The sequence below is a fragment of the Pseudomonas sp. RIT-PI-AD genome (genome assembly GCF_025642785.1).
Taxonomy (GTDB): domain Bacteria; phylum Pseudomonadota; class Gammaproteobacteria; order Pseudomonadales; family Pseudomonadaceae; genus Pseudomonas_T.
This window is the reverse complement of the sequence record NZ_JANZKU010000010.1, coordinates 34,571-52,807: the sequence shown is the minus strand read 5'-3', so window position 1 is coordinate 52,807 and position 18,237 is coordinate 34,571. Positions and strand designations below refer to the sequence as shown.

Genomic DNA, 18,237 nt, shown 5'->3' with positions numbered 1-18,237 from the left:
CGGCTCACCAGTCGTAGGAAACCGTCCCCAGCAGGGTCCGGCTCTCGCCCCAGTAGCAGCGGCCGGCGTCGTTGCAGCCGGACACGTATTCCTTGTCGAAGAGGTTCTTCGCGTTGAGGTCGACCGACCAGTTGCGGTCGAAGCGGTAGCCGACCGCCGCATCCACCAGGGTGACGTCGCCCGCGTCGAGCTTCCCGTACAGTGTCGCCGGGGTGTAGGAGAAAGCGCTGTCGAAGTGGCGCACGCCGCCGGCGGCGTAGAAGCCGTTGAGCGGTCCTTCGAGGAAGCGGTACTTGGCCCAGAACGAGGCCTGGTTGCGTGGCACGCCGGTCATCTGATGGCCTTCGATCAGCGAGTCGGCGGCGTCCTGGGTGACCCGGGCATCCGTGTAGCTGTAGGTCGCGGTGAGGTTCAGGTTGCGGGTGAGGTCGCTGTTGAGTTCCAGCTCCAGCCCTTTGGCACGGCTCGCGCCGACCTGGCGGTAGCTGGCGCTGGCGGTGTCGTAATAGGTGTCGTCCTTCTTGCGCAGGTCGTAGACCGAAGCGGTGAACGCGGTGTCCCAGCCCGGCGGCTCGTACTTCAGGCCCACTTCGTACTGTTCGCTGGTGATCGGGTCGAGGGGCGTGCCGGCGTTGGTGATCTGCTGCACCGGGACGAAGGCCGTCGAGTAGCTCATGTAGGGCGTGAGGCCGTTGTCGAAGCGGTACATGATCCCGCCCTGGTAGGTGAACTTGCGATCCCGCGAGTGGATGTCGCTGGCAGCGGCGAGCTTGTTGCGGAAGTCGTTCTCCACCCAGTCCTGGCGGCCGCCGAGGAGGAAGACCCACTTGTCGTAGGTGCTGTGGAGCTGCGCGTAGAGCCCTTCCATCCGTTGTTCCAGCAGGGTGTTCTGCACCGCGATCGGGGTGGTGGGGCGCTGCGCGTAGTGGGGATTGAACACGTCGATCCGCCCCGCGAAGCCCGCGTCCCAGTCCTGCCCGAAAGAAGTACGGTCGTAGCTGGCACCGAGCAACAGGGTGTTTTCCAGCCCCCCGGCGACGAATTTGCCTTCGAGCTGGTTATCCAGCGAGTAGACCATCGACTTGTTGTAGCGGTCGTAGGCGGTCATGTTCACCAGGGTGCCGTATCCCGCTTCGTCCAGGCTGCCGGGCCAGGTTTCATGGCGCTGGATGCGCGATTGCATATATCGCGAGTTCTGCCGGAACTGCCAGTCGTCGTTGAAGCTGTGGCTGAATTCGTAGCCGCCGCTCCAGGTCTCGCGCTCGAAGGTGTTCCAGTCCGGGTGGCCGAGCAGGGTGTCCTCGTCCAGCCGGCCGTGGGGGTTGTGCAGCAAGGTACCGGCCGCGGGCAAGCCGAGCTCCATGTGGGTGTGGTCCTTCTGGTAGCTGGCCAGCAGGGTCAGGCTGTCGACCTCGCCCAGGTTCAACGTCAGCGACGGGGCCAGGTACAGCCGATCGTCCGGTACGTGATCGGTCTGGGTATCGGCCTTGCGCCCCAGCATCACCACGCGGCCGAGGATCGAGCCGTCGTCGGTCAAGGGTCCGGCAACGTCCACCCCCACTTGGCGGCGGTCATGGGTGCCATAGCTGAGCTGGACCTCGCCCTGAGGCAGGGCGGTCGGGCGCTTGCTCACCAGATTCACCAGGCCGCCCGGCGCGTTTTCCCCGTAGAGGATCGAGGAGGGGCCGCGGAAGACTTCCACGCGCTCCAGGCCATAGGGCTCGGAGGTGGTGTCATAGCGGTTGCCCTGTACCCGCAAGCCGTCGCGGAGCAGGCCATAGCCGTAGTCGGTGGCATTGAAGCCACGGATGTAGAAGAGATCGCCGGCTAGGCCATCGCCGGCGGCGAAGGGCGGCGCGAAGATGCCCGGCACGTAGCCGAGGATTTCGGTGAGGGTCTGTGACTTCTGGTCCTTGATGCGTTGGCTGGTCACCACCGACACCGAGCGCGGGGTCTCCGCCAGCGCTGTGCTGGTCTTGGTGCCGACCCGGCTGCGCTCGGCCTTGTAGCCGGCGTCGACCAGGGGCTCGGCGCTGGGGCCGTCCACCGAGGCGCCGGTGACGGCGGTCGGCGCGAGCTCGACCGAACGCGGGTCCGAGGCCTGCAGGATATAGCTGCCGGGCGCCTGGGCGACCACGTGCAATCCGGATCCCTGCAGCAACCGCGCGAATCCCTGTTCCACGGCGTAATCGCCACGCAGCCCGGCGGTGCGCAGGCCACGGGTCTGCTCGGGGGCGAACGAGAGCACCACCTGGGCCGCCGAGGCGAACTGGCTCAGCGCCGCGTCCAGCGGACCGGCGTCGATGGCGTAACCCTGGGTGGCGCTGGCGGCGAGCGCCTCGCCCGCCACCAGGGCGCCGGTCATCGCGGGGAGAAGGAGGGCGCAGGTGAAGCAGTGCCGGGAGAGTCGCTGGCGAGCGGGAAACGGGATCGGAGGGAAGCGCATTGTCGTGTGGGCCCTGAGGGTTGCGGAGGTCGCGTTCATCGCGATTACCCTAGAGCCGCACCAGAATGAAAAAAGATCACCCCCGGATGCGGATCGAGCGTCGGCGCTCAGCCGCGGTGCTTGATCGATACCCAGTAGCGGGTGAAGGAATCGACGCGGATCGGTAGCGTCGCCTGCAGATTGGCCAGGACCAGATCGCTGGCGTCCAGGCGGAACGCACCGGACACCCGGAGCCGGGCCGCCCGCGCCTCGCATTGCAGGACGCCCGGTCGGTAGCGCGCGAGCTCGTCGATCACCTCGCCCAGGGGGGCGTCGAGCACGATCAGTTGGCCTTCGATCCAGGCGACCTCCGCAGCGCGATACGCCTGGCTGGGGCCGACGCCATGGGCGGAAAAATCCGCGCGCTCGCCCGCCTTCAGCAGCCGGCTTTGCGCCGCCGGGTCGGCGGGTTGCAGGCTGACGCTGTCCTCCAGTACGCCGACCCGGGTGCTGGAGGGCAACTGCCGGACCGAGAAGCGTGTCCCCAAGGCCTGGACGCGGCCCTCGGCGGTCTCGACGAAGAACGGCCGCGTGTCCCCGCGCTTTCCGGTGCGCACGAGGATTTCGCCCTCGCGGACCCGGATCAGCCGCTGGGCGTCGTCGAACAGCACGTCGATGGCTGTGGCGGTGTTCAGCTCGATCCGGCTGCCATCGGCCAGGTCGATCCCCTTGCGTTGGCCGGTGCGGGTCCGGTAGTCCGCCCAGACGTTGGCAAGGCCCGAGTGCGATTGCAGGTTCCAGCCGAGGTAACCGGTGCCGCCGAGGATCAACAGGGTTTTGAGCACCTGCCGGCGCCGGCGCGGGCTGGCCAGGGCGCGTTGGGCGAGGTCGCCGGGCATGGCGCCGAGGTTACGCTGCAGGTTCTCCAGGTGATTCCAGGCCAGCAGGTGCGCCGGATCGCTGTCGAGCCAACGCTGCCAGGCCAAGCGCTGGGCGGCAGTCGGCGGCTCGGCCTGGAATTGCACGTACCAGCTGGCCGCCGCTTCGAACACCCGGCGCTCGGGAAGGGCGCCCACTATGGGCTGGCCAGGATCATCGAGCATTCGGTGAACGCCCGGATCATGTGTTTCTTCACGGTAGTCAGCGACAGCTGCAACTGCTCCGCGATTCGCTGGTAGGTCAACCCCTCGACCTGGGACATCAGGAAAATCCGCTGGGTCCGGGCGCCGAGTCCGGCCAGTGCCTTGTCCACCGCCACCAGGGTCTCGATGATCAGGGCCTTGTCTTCCTCGCTGATGACCACCGGCTCGGGATGCGCCGCCAGGCTGTCGAGGTAGGCGAGCTCGATGGTGCGTCGACGGTAGCGGTCGATCAACAGACCTCGCGCCACCGTGACCAGGTAATCGCGAGGCTCGCGAATCTGCAAGGCATTGCGCGCGCCGAGCAGGCGCACGAAGGTGTCCTGGGCCACGTCGGCGGCATCGCAAGCGTTGTTCAGTTTGCCCCTGAGCCACGCCTGCAGCCATGAATGGTGCTGCTCGTAGATACGCTGGACGGCAGTCGTATGGGTCTGGAAAGGCATGGGGTCGGGACTGAAGTGTCTTTGATAATGGATATTATTAACTTTTGGCAACGACCGCCACAACCTTGTCCACACCTCCTTCCGAGTCGATCCACCGATGAAGCCGCAGCGCGCGTTCTCCGCTCTTTATACCGGCATAGTTTTCCTCGCGTCCAATCGCTGCCCGACCGGTTCCGGAGCCCTGTGGAAAACCCGCCCTGAGCGAGGTAGATAACCCAGCCGCAACCCTGTGGTTAAAGGGGGCTGTGCATAAGTAGGGCTTTCCTCCACAGCTTACTGACCGCTTTCCGCCAGGAACCCCTCAGCTTCGGCACAGCCTTATACGTCATTTAAATTCTTAAAATACAAAGGCTTGAAGTAGTTATTCACAGAAAACCGATTCACCATTCATAAACACAGTAAACAAGCTTTTTAAAAATTTCTCTCTATCTATTTCTATTAACCGCCAGGTGGATAAGCCGGGCGCGGTTCGGCGCGGTCGTTTCAGGATTGGCTAATTTTTGTGCAATAAGGCTTCATTCGATCCGGGGAAATCCCTATACTTGCCGCCCTTCCCAATTTCCCCTTCAACAGGCACGAGGTGCGTGGTGGATTTCCCTTCCCGTTTTGACGTGATCGTGGTCGGTGGCGGCCATGCCGGTACCGAAGCCGCGCTGGCGGCCGCGCGGATGGGGGTAAAAACCCTGCTGCTCACCCACAACGTCGAGACTCTCGGGCAGATGAGCTGCAACCCGGCCATCGGCGGGATCGGCAAGAGCCATTTGGTGAAGGAAATCGATGCATTGGGCGGCGCCATGGCGATCGCCACCGACAAAGGCGGTATCCAGTTCCGCGTGCTCAATGGCCGCAAGGGCCCGGCGGTGCGTGCGACCCGTGCCCAGGCCGACCGTGTGCTGTACAAGGCGGCGATCCGGAACATCCTGGAAAACCAGCCCAACCTGTGGATATTCCAGCAGGCCTGCGACGACCTGATCGTCGAGGGCGGCGAGGTCAGGGGCGTGGTGACCCAGATGGGTCTGCGTTTCTTCGCCGAAGCGGTGGTGTTGACCGCCGGGACCTTCCTCGGCGGACTTATCCACATCGGCTTGCAGAACCACGCCGGCGGTCGCGCCGGCGACCCGCCGTCGATCGCCCTGGCCCAGCGCCTGCGCGAACAACCGCTGCGCGTCGGCCGCCTGAAGACCGGCACCCCGCCGCGCATCGACGGCCGCTCGGTGGACTTTTCGGCGATGACCGAACAGCCCGGCGACACGCAGATCCCGGTGATGTCCTTCCTCGGCTCGAAGGAGCAGCACCCGGCCCAGGTCAGTTGCTGGATCACCCACACCAACGCCCGCACCCACGAGATCATCGCGGCCAACCTGGATCGCTCGCCGATGTACTCCGGGGTGATCGAGGGCGTCGGGCCGCGTTATTGCCCGTCCATCGAGGACAAGATCCACCGGTTCGCCGACAAGGACAGCCACCAGGTCTTCCTCGAGCCCGAAGGCCTGACCACCCACGAGCTCTACCCCAACGGCATCTCCACCTCGCTGCCGTTCGACGTGCAGTTGCAGATCGTGCAGAGCATCCGTGGCATGGAGAACGCGCACATCGTGCGGCCGGGCTACGCCATCGAGTACGACTACTTCGATCCCCGCGACCTGAAGTACAGCCTGGAGACCAAGGTGATCGGCGGGTTGTTCTTCGCCGGCCAGATCAACGGCACCACCGGCTACGAAGAAGCCGGCGCCCAGGGCCTGCTCGCCGGTGCCAACGCCGCCCTGCGCGCCCTGGGCAAGGACGCCTGGTGCCCGCGCCGCGACGAGGCCTACATCGGCGTGCTGGTGGACGACCTGATCACCTTGGGTACCCAGGAGCCCTACCGCATGTTCACCTCGCGGGCCGAGTACCGGCTGATCCTCCGCGAGGACAATGCCGACCTGCGCCTCACCGAGAAAGGTCGTCAACTGGGTTTGGTCGACGGGGCCCGTTGGGCGGCGTTCTGCACCAAGCGCGAAGCGATCGAGCGGGAAGAACAGCGCCTGAAAAGCACCTGGGTACGCCCGAACACGCCCCAGGGCGATGCCATCGCCGCGCGTTTCGGCACGCCGCTGACCCACGAATACAACCTGCTCAACCTGCTCAGCCGCCCGGAGATCGACTACCTTGCCCTGGTCGCGCTGACCGACGGCGGCGTCGACGACCCGCAGGTCGCCGAGCAGGTGGAGATCAAGACCAAGTACGCCGGCTACATCGACCGCCAGCAGGAGGAAATCGCCCGCCTGCGCGCCAGCGAGGACACCGCCCTGCCGGACGACCTCGACTACCTGGGGATTTCCGGGTTGTCCAAGGAGATCCAGCACAAGCTCGGCCAGGCCCGCCCGCAAACGCTCGGCCAGGCCTCGCGGATTCCCGGGGTCACCCCGGCGGCGATCTCGCTGTTGCTGATCCACCTGAAGAAACGCGGCGCCGGCCGGCGCCTGGAGCAGAGCGCCTGATGGCCGTCTCCCGCCACGCCGACGAGCTCGCCCAGGGCGCGCGCCAACTGGACGTCGAATTGACCGAGGCGCAGCAGGTTCGCCTGCTCGCCTACCTGGCCCTGCTGATCAAGTGGAACAAGGCCTACAACCTCACCGCGGTACGCGACCCGGACGAAATGGTCTCGCGGCACCTGCTCGACAGCCTCAGCGTGGTGCCCTTCGTCGCCGCCGGCGGGGCCGACTGGCTGGACGTCGGCAGCGGCGGCGGGATGCCGGGCATTCCCCTGGCGATCCTGTTTCCCGAGCGGCGTTTCACCCTGCTCGACTCCAACGGCAAGAAGACCCGCTTCCTCACCCAGGTCAAGCTGGAGCTGAAGCTGGACAACCTCGATGTCGTGCACGCCCGGGCGGAAGCCTTCCAACCGGAGCGGCCGTTCGCCGGCATCGTTTCCCGGGCGTTCAGCTCCCTGGAAGACTTCGCCGTCTGGACCCGCCACCTCGGCGACGCCGAGACCCGCTGGCTGGCGATGAAGGGCCAGCACCCCGCGGACGAGCTGGGCGCACTGCCGGCGGACTTCCGCCTGGAAAGCGCGAACGCCCTGGCCGTGCCGGGTTGCCAAGGTCAGCGTCATCTGCTGATACTGCGCCGCACCCTATGACCGGGAAAGACGCCGACCATGGCTAGAGTATTCGCCATCGCCAACCAGAAGGGCGGTGTCGCCAAGACCACCACCTGCATCAACCTGGCCGCTTCGCTGGTCGCCACCAAGCGGCGCGTGCTGCTGATCGACCTGGACCCCCAGGGCAACGCCACCACCGGCAGCGGCGTGGACAAACTGGCCCTGGACTACTCCATCTACGACGTCCTGATCGGCGAATGCAGCCTGGTGGACGCCATGCAGTTCTCCGAGCACGGCGGCTACCAACTGCTGCCGGCCAACCGTGACCTCACCGCCGCGGAAGTGGCCCTGCTGGACATGCCGGCCAAGGAAAACCGCCTGCGCGAGGCCCTGGCGCCGGTGCGCGAGAACTACGACTACATCCTCATCGACTGCCCGCCGTCACTGTCCATGCTCACGGTCAACGCCCTGGTGGCGGCCGACGGCGTGATCATCCCGATGCAGTGCGAGTACTACGCCCTGGAGGGCCTGACCGATCTGGTCAACTCCATCCAGCGCATCGGCAAGCTGCTCAACCCGTCGCTGAAGATCGAAGGCCTGCTGCGCACCATGTACGACCCCCGCATCAGCCTCACCAACGACGTCTCGGCGCAGTTGAAGGAACACTTCGGCGACAAGCTCTACGACACCGTCATCCCGCGCAACGTACGCCTCGCCGAAGCCCCCAGTTTCGGCATGCCGGCGCTGGTCTACGACAAGCAATCCCGGGGCGCGCTCGCCTACCTGGCCCTGGCTGGCGAACTGTCCCGCCGCCAGCGCAGCGCCGCCCGAACCGCAAACGCATAAGGAAACCCGCATGGCCGCCAAGAAACGAGGTCTGGGACGTGGCCTGGACGCCCTGTTGGGGGGAAGCAGCGTCAGCGAACTCCAGGAGCAAGCCGCCCAGGCCGACACCCGCGAATTGCAGCACCTGCCGCTGGAGGTGATCCAGCGCGGCAAGTACCAGCCGCGGCGCGACATGGACCCCGCGGCCCTCGAGGAACTGGCCCAGTCGATCCGCGCCCAGGGCGTGATGCAGCCGATCGTGGTGCGTCCGGTGTCCGCCGGTCGCTACGAAATCATCGCCGGCGAGCGGCGCTGGCGGGCCAGCCAGCTGGCCGGGCTGGAACGCATTCCGGCGCTGGTTCGCGAGGTGCCCGACGAGGCCGCCATCGCCATGGCGCTGATCGAGAACATCCAGCGCGAAGACCTCAACCCCATCGAGGAAGCCGTCGCCCTGCAGCGCCTGCAGCAGGAATTCCAGCTGACCCAGCAGCAGGTCGCGGAAGCGGTGGGCAAATCGCGGGTGACCATCACCAACCTTCTGCGCCTGATCGCTCTGCCCGAGGAAATCAAGACGCTGCTGTCCCATGGCGATCTGGAGATGGGCCACGCCCGCGCGCTGCTCGGGCTGCCCGCCGAAAGACAGGTCGAAGGGGCGCGACACGTTGTCGCACGGGGCTTCACCGTGCGGCAGACCGAAGCCCTGGTACGCCAGTGGCTGGGCGGCAAGGAGAAAGCGGCCGAGCCGGAAAAGGCCGATCCAGACATCAGTCGCCTCGAACAGCGCCTGGCAGAGCGGCTGGGCTCTCCCGTGCAGATCAAGCATGGGCAGAAGGGCAAAGGCCAGTTGGTGATCCGCTACAACTCCCTCGACGAACTGCAGGGTGTCCTCGCTCACATCCGCTGAAACATTTGGCGATGCAACGCCTGTAGCGAACAGTCGGAAATCACTACCCGGCAGTTGAACGGGTGGGGAACGCCCCCTATACTCTGCGCGCATTTTGTCGGCACAAAGTATGCCAAGTCATTGATTTGGAGGGGCCGATCCAGAGAGCCGAATTGGGAATCACGATGGACCTTCGCACGCCCAACCGCCTGCCGCTCCATCGCCTCCCGGTTTTCCCGGTACTCCTGGCGCAATTGGTCGCCTGCCTGCTCGCCGCGCTCATGCTGTGGCTCTGGCGCGGTCCGGTCGCCGGCTATTCCGGTCTCTGTGGTGGCCTGATCGCCTGGCTACCGAACCTGTATTTCGCCCACAAGGCGTTCCGCTTCGGCGTGGCGCGGGCCGCGCAAGCCATCGTCCGGTCCTTTTATGCCGGCGAGGCGGGAAAACTGATTCTGACGGCGGTGCTCTTCGCACTGACGTTCGCAGGTGTGAAACCCCTGGAAGCGCTGGCGGTATTCGGTGTCTTCCTGTTGATCCAGGCGGTCAACTGGTTCGCGCCCCTGCTGATGAGAACAAGACTTTCGAGACCTTAGGGCGTTTGAGGCAACCATGGCAGCAGAAACCGCTTCAGGCTATATCCAGCACCACTTGCAGAATCTGACGTTCGGCCAACTTCCCGACGGCGGCTGGGGTTTCGCCCACTCCGCGGCGGAAGCCAAGGCCATGGGGTTCTGGGCATTCCACCTCGATACCCTCGGCTGGTCGGTCGCACTGGGTCTGATCTTCGTGCTGATCTTCCGCATGGCGGCGAAGAAGGCCACCTCCGGGCGTCCCGGCGGCCTGCAGAATTTCGTCGAAGTACTCGTCGAGTTCGTCGACGGCAGCGTGAAGGACAGCTTCCATGGCCGCAGCGCGGTCATCGCCCCGCTGGCGCTGACCATCTTCGTCTGGGTGTTCCTGATGAACGCCGTCGACCTGATTCCGGTCGACTGGATCCCGCAACTGGCGATCCTGATCACCGGCGACCACCACATCCCGTTCCGCGCGGTGTCCACCACCGACCCGAACGCCACGCTGGCCATGGCCTTCTGCGTGTTCGCGCTGATCATCTTCTACAGCATCAAGATCAAGGGCTTGGGTGGTTTCATCGGCGAGCTGACCCTGCACCCGTTCGGCAGCAAGAACCTGTTCGTGCAGATCCTGCTGATCCCGGTCAACTTCCTGCTGGAGTTCGTCACCCTGATCGCCAAGCCGATTTCGCTGGCCTTGCGGTTGTTCGGCAACATGTACGCCGGCGAGCTGGTGTTCATCCTGATCGCGGTGATGTTCGGCAGCGGCCTGCTCTGGCTCAGCGGCCTGGGCGTGGTGCTGCAGTGGGCGTGGGCGGTGTTCCACATCCTGATCATCACCCTGCAGGCGTTCATCTTCATGATGTTGACCATCGTCTACCTGTCGATGGCCCACGAAGACAACCATTGAGGCGTGCCCGCGCGTCCTGATGGCCGATGCCCGAGAGGCTCGGAACCCCGTTTCTGCTTTACCGCTTCAAAAACCTTAACCAATACGACATAAAAGTCGGGAGGAAAAATGGAAACTGTAGTTGGTCTGACCGCGATCGCCGTTGCTCTGCTGATTGGCCTGGGCGCCCTGGGTACCGCCATCGGCTTCGGCCTGCTGGGCGGCAAGTTCCTCGAAGGCGCTGCGCGTCAGCCGGAGCTGGTTCCTATGCTGCAAGTGAAAATGTTCATCGTCGCCGGCCTGCTCGACGCCGTGACCATGATCGGTGTCGGTATCGCCCTGTTCTTCACCTTCGCTAACCCGTTCATTGGTCAAATCCCGGCTTGATCCACCGATCCATCTGGATTCGGTTGATTGAACGGACAACGAACGAGCGAGGTGTGGCGTGAATATTAATGCAACCCTGATCGGCCAGTCCGTTGCGTTCTTCATCTTCGTGCTGTTCTGCATGAAGTTCGTGTGGCCTCCGGTCATCACGGCTTTGCGCGAACGCCAGAAGAAGATCGCAGAAGGTCTGGACGCTGCCAGTCGTGCGGCTCGTGACCTGGAGCTGGCCCATGAGAAAGTGGGTCAGCAACTGCGCGAAGCGAAGACCCAGGCGGCTGAAATCATCGAGCAAGCCAAGAAGCGCGCGACCCAGATCGTCGACGAAGCACGCGATCAGGCCCGCGCCGAGGGTGAGCGCGTCAAGGCTCAGGCTCAGGCCGAGATCGAGCAGGAACTGAATGGTGTCAAAGACGCGCTGCGCGCCCAACTGGGTAGCCTGGCCGTCGGCGGGGCCGAGAAGATCCTCGGTGCCACTATCGATCGTAACGCGCATGCGCAGCTGGTTGAAAAACTGGCCGCCGAAATCTAAGCGAGGACGATCATGGCAGAACTGACCACGCTGGCCCGACCTTACGCCAAGGCTGCTTTCGAGTACGCCCAGGCCCATCAGCAGCTGGCCGCCTGGTCAGCCGAGTTGGGCCTCGCTGCGGCGGTGTCGCACGACGACACCTTCCAGCGCGTGCTCAAGGCGCCGCGTCTGACGAGCGACGAAAAAGCCAACGCCTTTGTCGAGGTGTGTGGCGAGAAACTCAGTGAACATGTACGGAATTTCATCCGCATCATCGCCGACAACGGTCGCCTGACCCTGTTGCCGGAAATCGCCGAGCTGTTCGAGCTGTACAAGGCCGAGCAGGAAAAATCGGTGGATGTGGACGTCACCAGTGCCTTCGCATTGAGCCAAGAACAGCAAGACAAACTCGCCAAGGTTCTCAGCGCACGGCTCAGCCGAGAAGTGCGTCTGCACGCCGTGGAAGACACTTCCCTGATCGGGGGAGTGATCATCCGCGCCGGCGACCTGGTTATCGATGGCTCGGTTCGCGGCAAGCTCGCGAAACTGGCCGAAGCGTTGAAATCCTGAGTTTGAAGGGGCAGCAGAGCAATGCAGCAACTCAATCCTTCCGAAATTAGTGAAATCATCAAGGGACGCATCGAGAAACTCGACGTCTCTTCCCAAGCCCGCAACGAAGGCACCATCGTCAGCGTGTCCGACGGTATCGTGCGCATCTACGGCCTGGCCGATGCGATGTACGGCGAGATGATCGAATTCCCGGGCGGCGTCTACGGTATGGCGCTGAACCTGGAACAAGACTCCGTCGGTGCGGTGATCCTGGGTAACTACCTGACCCTCGCCGAAGGCATGAGCGCCAAGTGCACCGGCCGCATCCTCGAAGTGCCGGTCGGTCCGGAACTGCTTGGCCGCGTGGTGGATGCCCTGGGCAACCCGATCGATGGCAAGGGCCCGATCGAGGCCAGCGCCACCGACGCCGTCGAGAAAGTGGCGCCGGGCGTGATCTGGCGTAAGTCGGTCGACCAGCCGGTGCAGACCGGCTACAAGTCCGTCGACGCCATGATCCCCGTCGGTCGCGGTCAGCGCGAGCTGATCATCGGCGACCGTCAGATCGGCAAGACCGCGCTGGCGATCGACGCCATCATCAACCAGAAAGACAGCGGCATCCGCTGCGTCTACGTGGCCATCGGTCAGAAGCAGTCGACCATCGCCAACGTGGTGCGCAAGCTGGAAGAGAACGGCGCCCTGGCCAACACCATCGTGGTGGCTGCCAGTGCTTCCGAATCCGCCGCGCTGCAGTTCATCGCACCCTACGCCGGCTGCACCATGGGCGAGTACTTCCGCGACCGTGGTGAAGACGCGCTGATCGTGTACGACGACCTGTCCAAGCAGGCCGTGGCCTACCGCCAGATCTCCCTGCTGCTGCGTCGTCCGCCGGGCCGCGAAGCCTATCCCGGCGACGTGTTCTATCTCCACAGCCGCCTGCTGGAGCGCGCATCCCGCGTTTCCGAAGAGTATGTCGAGAAGTTCACCAATGGCGCCGTGACCGGCAAGACCGGTTCGCTGACCGCTCTGCCGATCATCGAAACCCAGGCCGGCGACGTGTCCGCGTTCGTTCCGACCAACGTGATTTCGATCACCGACGGCCAGATCTTCCTAGAGTCGGCCATGTTCAACTCGGGCATCCGTCCGGCGGTCAACGCCGGTATCTCGGTATCCCGCGTCGGTGGTGCGGCCCAGACCAAGATCATCAAGAAGCTTTCCGGTGGCATCCGTACTGCCCTGGCCCAGTACCGTGAACTGGCGGCCTTCGCCCAGTTCGCCTCGGACCTCGACGAAGCCACCCGCAAGCAGCTCGAGCATGGTCAGCGCGTCACCGAGCTGATGAAACAGAAGCAATACGCGCCGATGTCGATCGCCGACATGTCGCTGTCCCTGTACGCCGCCGAGCGCGGTTTCCTGCAGGACATCGACGTCGCCAAGGTCGGCGCCTTCGAGCAGGCCCTGATCGCCTACTTCAACCGGGATAACGCCGCTCTGATGGCGCGGATCAACGAGAAGGGTGATTTCAACGACGAAATCGACGCGGGCCTCAAGGCCGGCATCGAGAAGTTCAAGGCCACTCAAACCTGGTAAGCCGCAGCGGGAGCCTCCGGGCTCCCGCCTGCTAACCCGATAGGTGTCAAATGGCAGGCGCAAAAGAGATTCGCAGCAAGATCGCGAGCATCAAAAGCACGCAAAAGATCACCAGCGCCATGGAAAAGGTGGCGGTCAGCAAGATGCGCAAGGCTCAGATGCGCATGGCGGCCAGCCGTCCCTATGCGGAGCGTATCCGTCAGGTGATCGGTCACCTGGCCAACGCCAACCCGGAATACCGCCACCCCTTCATGAACGAGCGTGAGGTCAAGCGCGCCGGCTACATCGTGGTCAGCAGCGACCGGGGCCTGTGCGGCGGCTTGAACACCAACCTGTTCAAGGCCTTGATCCGGGAAATGGCGGCGAACCGCGAGCAGGGCGTGGAGATCGATCTCTGCGTGATCGGCAGCAAGGGAGCGGCATTCTTCCGCAACTTCGGCGGCAACGTCGTCGCGGCGATCAGCCACCTCGGTGAAGAACCCTCGATCAACGATCTGATCGGCAGCGTCAAGGTGATGCTGGATGCCTACCTGGACGGCCGTATCGATCGCCTGTCCGTGGTCTCCAACAAGTTCATCAACACCATGACGCAGAAACCCACGGTGGAGCAGTTGATCCCGCTGGTGGCCGATGCGGATCAGGAACTCAAGCACCACTGGGATTATCTCTACGAACCCGACGCCAAAGAGCTGCTGGACGGCCTGATGGTGCGCTACGTGGAGTCGCAGGTGTACCAGGCGGTCGTCGAGAACAACGCAGCCGAACAGGCCGCGCGGATGATCGCGATGAAGAACGCCACTGACAACGCCGGTGACCTGATCAGCGATCTGCAACTGATCTACAACAAGGCCCGTCAGGCTGCGATTACCCAAGAGATTTCGGAAATCGTCGGCGGCGCTGCCGCGGTTTAAGAACGGTTCAAATATTCAGAGGAACCAGAAATGAGTAGCGGACGTATCGTTCAAATCATCGGCGCCGTTATCGACGTGGAATTCCCGCGCGACGCGGTACCGCGCGTCTACGACGCGTTGAAGGTCCAGGGTGCCGAAACCACCCTGGAAGTCCAGCAGCAGCTGGGCGACGGCGTGGTACGCACCATCGCCATGGGCAGCACCGAGGGCCTCAAGCGGGGTCTGGACGTGGCGAGCACCGGCGAAGCGATCAAGGTGCCGGTCGGGGTCAAGACCCTGGGCCGCATCATGGACGTGCTGGGCAACCCCATCGACGAAGCCGGCCCGATCGGCGAGGAAGAGCGCTGGGAAATCCACCGCAAGGCCCCGTCCTACGCGGAGCAGGCAGGCGGCAACGAACTGCTGGAAACCGGCATCAAGGTGATCGACCTGGTCTGCCCGTTCGCCAAGGGCGGTAAGGTCGGCCTGTTCGGCGGCGCCGGCGTCGGCAAGACCGTGAACATGATGGAACTGATCCGTAACATCGCCATCGAGCACAGCGGTTATTCCGTGTTCGCCGGCGTGGGTGAGCGTACCCGTGAAGGGAACGACTTCTACCACGAGATGAAGGACTCCAACGTTCTCGACAAAGTGGCCCTGGTCTACGGCCAGATGAACGAGCCGCCGGGCAACCGCCTGCGCGTGGCCCTGACCGGCCTGACCATCGCCGAGAAATTCCGCGACGAAGGTAACGATGTTCTCCTGTTCGTCGACAACATTTATCGTTACACCCTGGCCGGCACCGAAGTGTCCGCGCTGCTGGGCCGGATGCCGTCCGCGGTGGGTTACCAGCCGACCCTGGCCGAGGAAATGGGCGTTCTGCAAGAGCGCATCACCTCCACCAAGACCGGTTCGATCACCTCGATCCAGGCCGTCTACGTTCCCGCGGACGACCTGACCGACCCGAGCCCGGCGACCACCTTCGCCCACTTGGACGCGACCGTCACCCTGTCCCGCGACATCGCCTCCCTGGGTATCTACCCGGCCGTCGACCCGCTGGACTCCACCTCGCGCCAGCTGGACCCGAACGTCATCGGCCAGGATCACTACGACACCGCTCGCGGCGTGCAGTACGTGCTGCAACGCTACAAGGAGCTGAAGGACATCATCGCGATCCTCGGCATGGACGAACTGTCCGAAGCCGACAAGCAACTGGTATCCCGTGCCCGTAAGATCCAGCGCTTCCTGTCCCAGCCGTTCTTCGTGGCGGAAGTCTTCACCGGCTCGCCGGGCAAGTACGTCTCCCTGAAAGACACCATCGCGGGCTTCAAGGGCATCCTCAACGGCGACTACGATCACCTGCCGGAGCAGGCGTTCTACATGGTCGGCGGCATCGAGGAAGCCATCGAGAAAGCGAAGAAACTGTAACCCCCTGAGCGCCCGGCGACGGGCGCGTCAGGTTCGGCGCCATCCTGGCCAGGCGAATCGCCTTCCAGGTTGGCAGCGGACCTGTCATGTGAGGCTAGCGTATGGCTATTACTGTCCATTGCGATATCGTCAGCGCCGAAGCGGAGATTTTCTCCGGTCTGGTGGAGATGGTGATTGCGCACGGCAACCTCGGTGACATCGGGATCGCGCCGGGCCACGCCCCGCTGATCACCGACCTGAAGCCGGGTCCGATCCGCTTGATCAAGCAGGGTGGCGACATCGAGGTGTTCTACATCTCCGGTGGTTTCCTCGAAGTCCAACCGAGCATGGTGAAGGTTCTCGCCGACACCGTGTTGCGCGCGGACGATCTGGACGAAGCCGCTGCCCAGGAATCGCTCAAGGCGGCGGAAAAGGCCCTGAACGAGAAAGGCGCGGAGTTCGATTACTCGGCCGCCTCGGTTCGTCTGGCCGAGGCCGCGGCCCAGTTGCGCACCGTGCAGCAGATCCGCAAGAAATTCGGCGGCTGATCCGCCGGGCTTCATCGTCAGCGAGTAAAAGGGTAGCCTTGGCTACCCTTTTTCTTTTCCGGTTCCCCGGGCGCCTTCCGTGCATGCCGCTTCCGTCGCGGGCCTCCGGCCCCGTGCGGCGCCGCCCCGGTTCCGGTTTCCAGCCATCCTCGTATCCGGTACTCCAGCATGTCCCTCGATATCGTCATCCTCGCCGCCGGCCAAGGCACCCGCATGCGTTCCGCCCTGCCGAAGGTGCTGCACCCGGTAGCCGGTCGTTCCATGCTCGGCCATGTCATCGACAGCGCCCGCCGCCTGAGTCCCCGCAGCATCCAGGTGGTGATCGGCCACGGTGCGGACCAGGTGCGCGAAACCCTGGCGGCGGACGACCTGAGCTTCGTGTTGCAGGCCGAGCAACTGGGCACCGGCCACGCGGTGGCCCAGGCGCTCCCCGCCCTGGGAGCGGAGCGGGTGCTGATCCTCTATGGCGACGTGCCGCTGATCGAGGTGGAGACCCTGACCCGTTTGTTGGAGAAGGTCGATGCCGAGCACCTGGCGCTGCTCACCGTCGACCTGGCCGACCCCAGCGGATACGGCCGCATCCTGCGGGATGCCGAGGGTGCGGTGACGGCGATCGTCGAACACAAGGACGCCACGCCCGAGCAACGTGCCATCCGCGAAGGCAATACCGGCATCCTCGCGGTGCCCGGTGCGCGCCTGGCCGATTGGCTGGGGCGGGTTTCCAATCGGAATGCCCAGGGCGAGTACTACCTCACCGACGTCATCGCCCTGGCGGTGGCCGACGGCCTGTCGATCGCCACCGAACAGCCGCTGGACGCCATGGAAGTGCAGGGCGCCAACGACCGCCTGCAACTGGCCGAGCTGGAGCGGCACTACCAGAAACGCGCGGCGCGCCGCCTGATGGCCCAGGGCGTCACCCTGCGCGACCCGGCCCGCTTCGACCTGCGCGGCGAGGCGCAGGTGGGCCGCGACGTGACCATCGACATCAACGTAATCCTCGAGGGCCAGGTGCTGATCGAGGACGACGTGCAGATCGGCCCGAACTGCGTGATCCGCGACAGCACCCTGCGGCGCGGCGCGGTGGTCAAGGCCAACTGTCACCTGGAAGGCGCCGAGCTGGGCGAGGGCGCCGATTGCGGACCCTTCGCGCGGCTGCGCCCCGGCACGCGGCTGGAGGCGAAGGCCCACGTCGGCAATTTCGTCGAACTGAAGAACACCCGCCTGGGCGAGGGCGCCAAGGCCGGGCATCTCAGCTACCTCGGCGATGCCGACGTCGGCGCGCGCAGCAACATCGGCGCCGGCACCATCACCTGCAACTACGACGGCGCCAACAAGCACCGCACGCAGCTGGGCGAGGACGTGTTCGTCGGCTCCAACAGCGCGCTGGTGGCGCCGCTCAGCCTGGGCGACGGCGCCACCACCGGCGCCGGCTCGACCATCACCGGCGACGTGCCGGCCGGTTCCCTGGCGGTCGGGCGCGGCAAGCAGCGCAACATCGAAGGCTGGCAGCGCCCGCGCAAGCGCTGAGCTTCATGGAAACGGGCGCGCGCATCCATGTGATCACCGGCGGGCCCGGTTCGGGCAAGACCACGCTGATCGACGCCTTGCGCGAGCGGGGTTTCGCCTGCACGGACGAGGCAGGTCGGCGAATCATCCGCGAAGAGCGGGAGAACGCCGGTCAGGCACTGCCCTGGCGCGATCCGCGGGCGTTCGCCGAACGGATGCTCGCGGCGGACCTTCGTAGCCATGCCTGGGCCTTGGCCCAACCGGGCAGGGTCTTCGCCGACCGTGGCGCCCCGGACATCATCGGTTACCTGCGGATAAGCGGCCTGCCGGTCGAGGACGCTTTCTATCGTCGCTGTACCGGCCTGGTCTATGCGCAGGAGGTTTTCATCGCGCCGCCCTGGGCGGAAATCTTCGAGCAGGACAATGAGCGCCGCCAGGACTTTCCCTTGGCCCGCGTCACCTTCGACGCCATGCGGCGGGTTTACGGCGAACTCGGCTACCGGGTCACCGAGCTGCCCCGTATCGGGGTGGCCGAGCGAGTGGACTTCGTGCTCGATCGTCTGAATCTGTCCGGCGCCCCTTGACGGGCATTGATCATTA

18 protein-coding genes are annotated in these 18,237 nt (G+C 64.7%); 15 read left to right on the top strand and 3 right to left on the bottom strand.

Features of this window, described 5'->3' with window-relative positions:
• Positions 1-4: 4 nt before the first annotated feature.
• From OGL92_RS10945 to OGL92_RS10935, 3 genes are all read right to left on the bottom strand, one after another.
• Positions 5-2,365: a TonB-dependent siderophore receptor gene (locus OGL92_RS10945; RefSeq protein ID WP_263143738.1), complete on the bottom strand. Its 2,361-nt coding sequence runs from the start codon at positions 2,363-2,365 to the stop codon at positions 5-7.
• A gap of 188 nt (positions 2,366-2,553) precedes the next feature.
• Positions 2,554-3,528, bottom strand: coding sequence for a FecR domain-containing protein (locus OGL92_RS10940; RefSeq protein ID WP_263143634.1), 975 nt, complete (start codon positions 3,526-3,528; stop codon positions 2,554-2,556).
• A complete protein-coding gene (locus tag OGL92_RS10935) occupies positions 3,501-4,007 on the bottom strand; it encodes a sigma-70 family RNA polymerase sigma factor (RefSeq protein ID WP_263143633.1) in 507 nt (168 codons plus the stop codon). The genes OGL92_RS10940 and OGL92_RS10935 overlap by 28 nt, the downstream gene beginning before the upstream one ends.
• 587 nt (positions 4,008-4,594) lie before the next feature.
• Between OGL92_RS10935 and mnmG the strand changes: the two genes are divergently transcribed.
• The 15 genes from mnmG (at position 4,595) to OGL92_RS10860 (ending at position 18,221) form a co-directional block, all read left to right on the top strand.
• The gene (gene mnmG, locus OGL92_RS10930; RefSeq protein WP_263143632.1) at positions 4,595-6,487 is read left to right on the top strand and encodes a tRNA uridine-5-carboxymethylaminomethyl(34) synthesis enzyme MnmG; all 1,893 of its coding nucleotides are present in this window, start codon (positions 4,595-4,597) and stop codon (positions 6,485-6,487) included.
• On the top strand, positions 6,484-7,128 hold the full coding sequence (gene rsmG / locus OGL92_RS10925; protein ID WP_263143737.1) for a 16S rRNA (guanine(527)-N(7))-methyltransferase RsmG: 645 nt from the start codon (positions 6,484-6,486) through the stop codon (positions 7,126-7,128). The genes mnmG and rsmG overlap by 4 nt, the downstream gene beginning before the upstream one ends.
• An 18-nt stretch (positions 7,129-7,146) precedes the next feature.
• A complete protein-coding gene (locus OGL92_RS10920) occupies positions 7,147-7,935 on the top strand; it encodes a ParA family protein (RefSeq protein ID WP_263143631.1) in 789 nt (262 codons plus the stop codon).
• Between the two features lie 10 nt (positions 7,936-7,945).
• Positions 7,946-8,818 carry a ParB/RepB/Spo0J family partition protein gene (locus OGL92_RS10915; RefSeq protein ID WP_263143630.1) on the top strand — a complete coding sequence of 291 codons (873 nt, stop codon included), beginning with the start codon at positions 7,946-7,948 and terminating at the stop codon, positions 8,816-8,818.
• A 164-nt stretch (positions 8,819-8,982) separates the two neighbouring features.
• On the top strand, positions 8,983-9,390 hold the full coding sequence (locus OGL92_RS10910; RefSeq protein WP_263143629.1) for a F0F1 ATP synthase subunit I: 408 nt from the start codon (positions 8,983-8,985) through the stop codon (positions 9,388-9,390).
• A 16-nt stretch (positions 9,391-9,406) separates the two neighbouring features.
• Positions 9,407-10,276 (top strand): F0F1 ATP synthase subunit A, encoded by an 870-nt coding sequence (gene atpB, locus OGL92_RS10905; protein ID WP_263143628.1) that lies wholly within the window; start codon positions 9,407-9,409, stop codon positions 10,274-10,276.
• 108 nt (positions 10,277-10,384) lie between these two features.
• A complete protein-coding gene (atpE, locus tag OGL92_RS10900; RefSeq protein ID WP_263143627.1) occupies positions 10,385-10,642 on the top strand; it encodes a F0F1 ATP synthase subunit C in 258 nt (85 codons plus the stop codon).
• 58 nt (positions 10,643-10,700) lie between these two features.
• A complete protein-coding gene (locus OGL92_RS10895; RefSeq protein WP_263143626.1) occupies positions 10,701-11,171 on the top strand; it encodes a F0F1 ATP synthase subunit B in 471 nt (156 codons plus the stop codon).
• 12 nt (positions 11,172-11,183) lie between these two features.
• Entirely contained in the window at positions 11,184-11,720 is a 537-nt protein-coding gene (locus OGL92_RS10890; protein WP_263143625.1) for a F0F1 ATP synthase subunit delta, read from the top strand.
• A gap of 21 nt (positions 11,721-11,741) precedes the next feature.
• A complete protein-coding gene (atpA, locus tag OGL92_RS10885; RefSeq protein WP_263143624.1) occupies positions 11,742-13,286 on the top strand; it encodes a F0F1 ATP synthase subunit alpha in 1,545 nt (514 codons plus the stop codon).
• Between the two features lie 50 nt (positions 13,287-13,336).
• Positions 13,337-14,197 carry a F0F1 ATP synthase subunit gamma gene (atpG, locus tag OGL92_RS10880; RefSeq protein WP_263143623.1) on the top strand — a complete coding sequence of 287 codons (861 nt, stop codon included), beginning with the start codon at positions 13,337-13,339 and terminating at the stop codon, positions 14,195-14,197.
• Between the two features lie 30 nt (positions 14,198-14,227).
• Positions 14,228-15,604: a F0F1 ATP synthase subunit beta gene (atpD, locus tag OGL92_RS10875; protein ID WP_263143622.1), complete on the top strand. Its 1,377-nt coding sequence runs from the start codon at positions 14,228-14,230 to the stop codon at positions 15,602-15,604.
• A 101-nt stretch (positions 15,605-15,705) separates the two neighbouring features.
• On the top strand, positions 15,706-16,131 hold the full coding sequence (locus tag OGL92_RS10870; protein ID WP_263143621.1) for a F0F1 ATP synthase subunit epsilon: 426 nt from the start codon (positions 15,706-15,708) through the stop codon (positions 16,129-16,131).
• A 168-nt stretch (positions 16,132-16,299) separates the two neighbouring features.
• Positions 16,300-17,658: a bifunctional UDP-N-acetylglucosamine diphosphorylase/glucosamine-1-phosphate N-acetyltransferase GlmU gene (glmU, locus tag OGL92_RS10865; RefSeq protein WP_263143620.1), complete on the top strand. Its 1,359-nt coding sequence runs from the start codon at positions 16,300-16,302 to the stop codon at positions 17,656-17,658.
• Positions 17,659-17,663: 5 nt separating this feature from the next.
• Positions 17,664-18,221, top strand: coding sequence for an AAA family ATPase (locus tag OGL92_RS10860; RefSeq protein WP_263143619.1), 558 nt, complete (start codon positions 17,664-17,666; stop codon positions 18,219-18,221).
• Positions 18,222-18,237 lie beyond the last annotated feature (16 nt).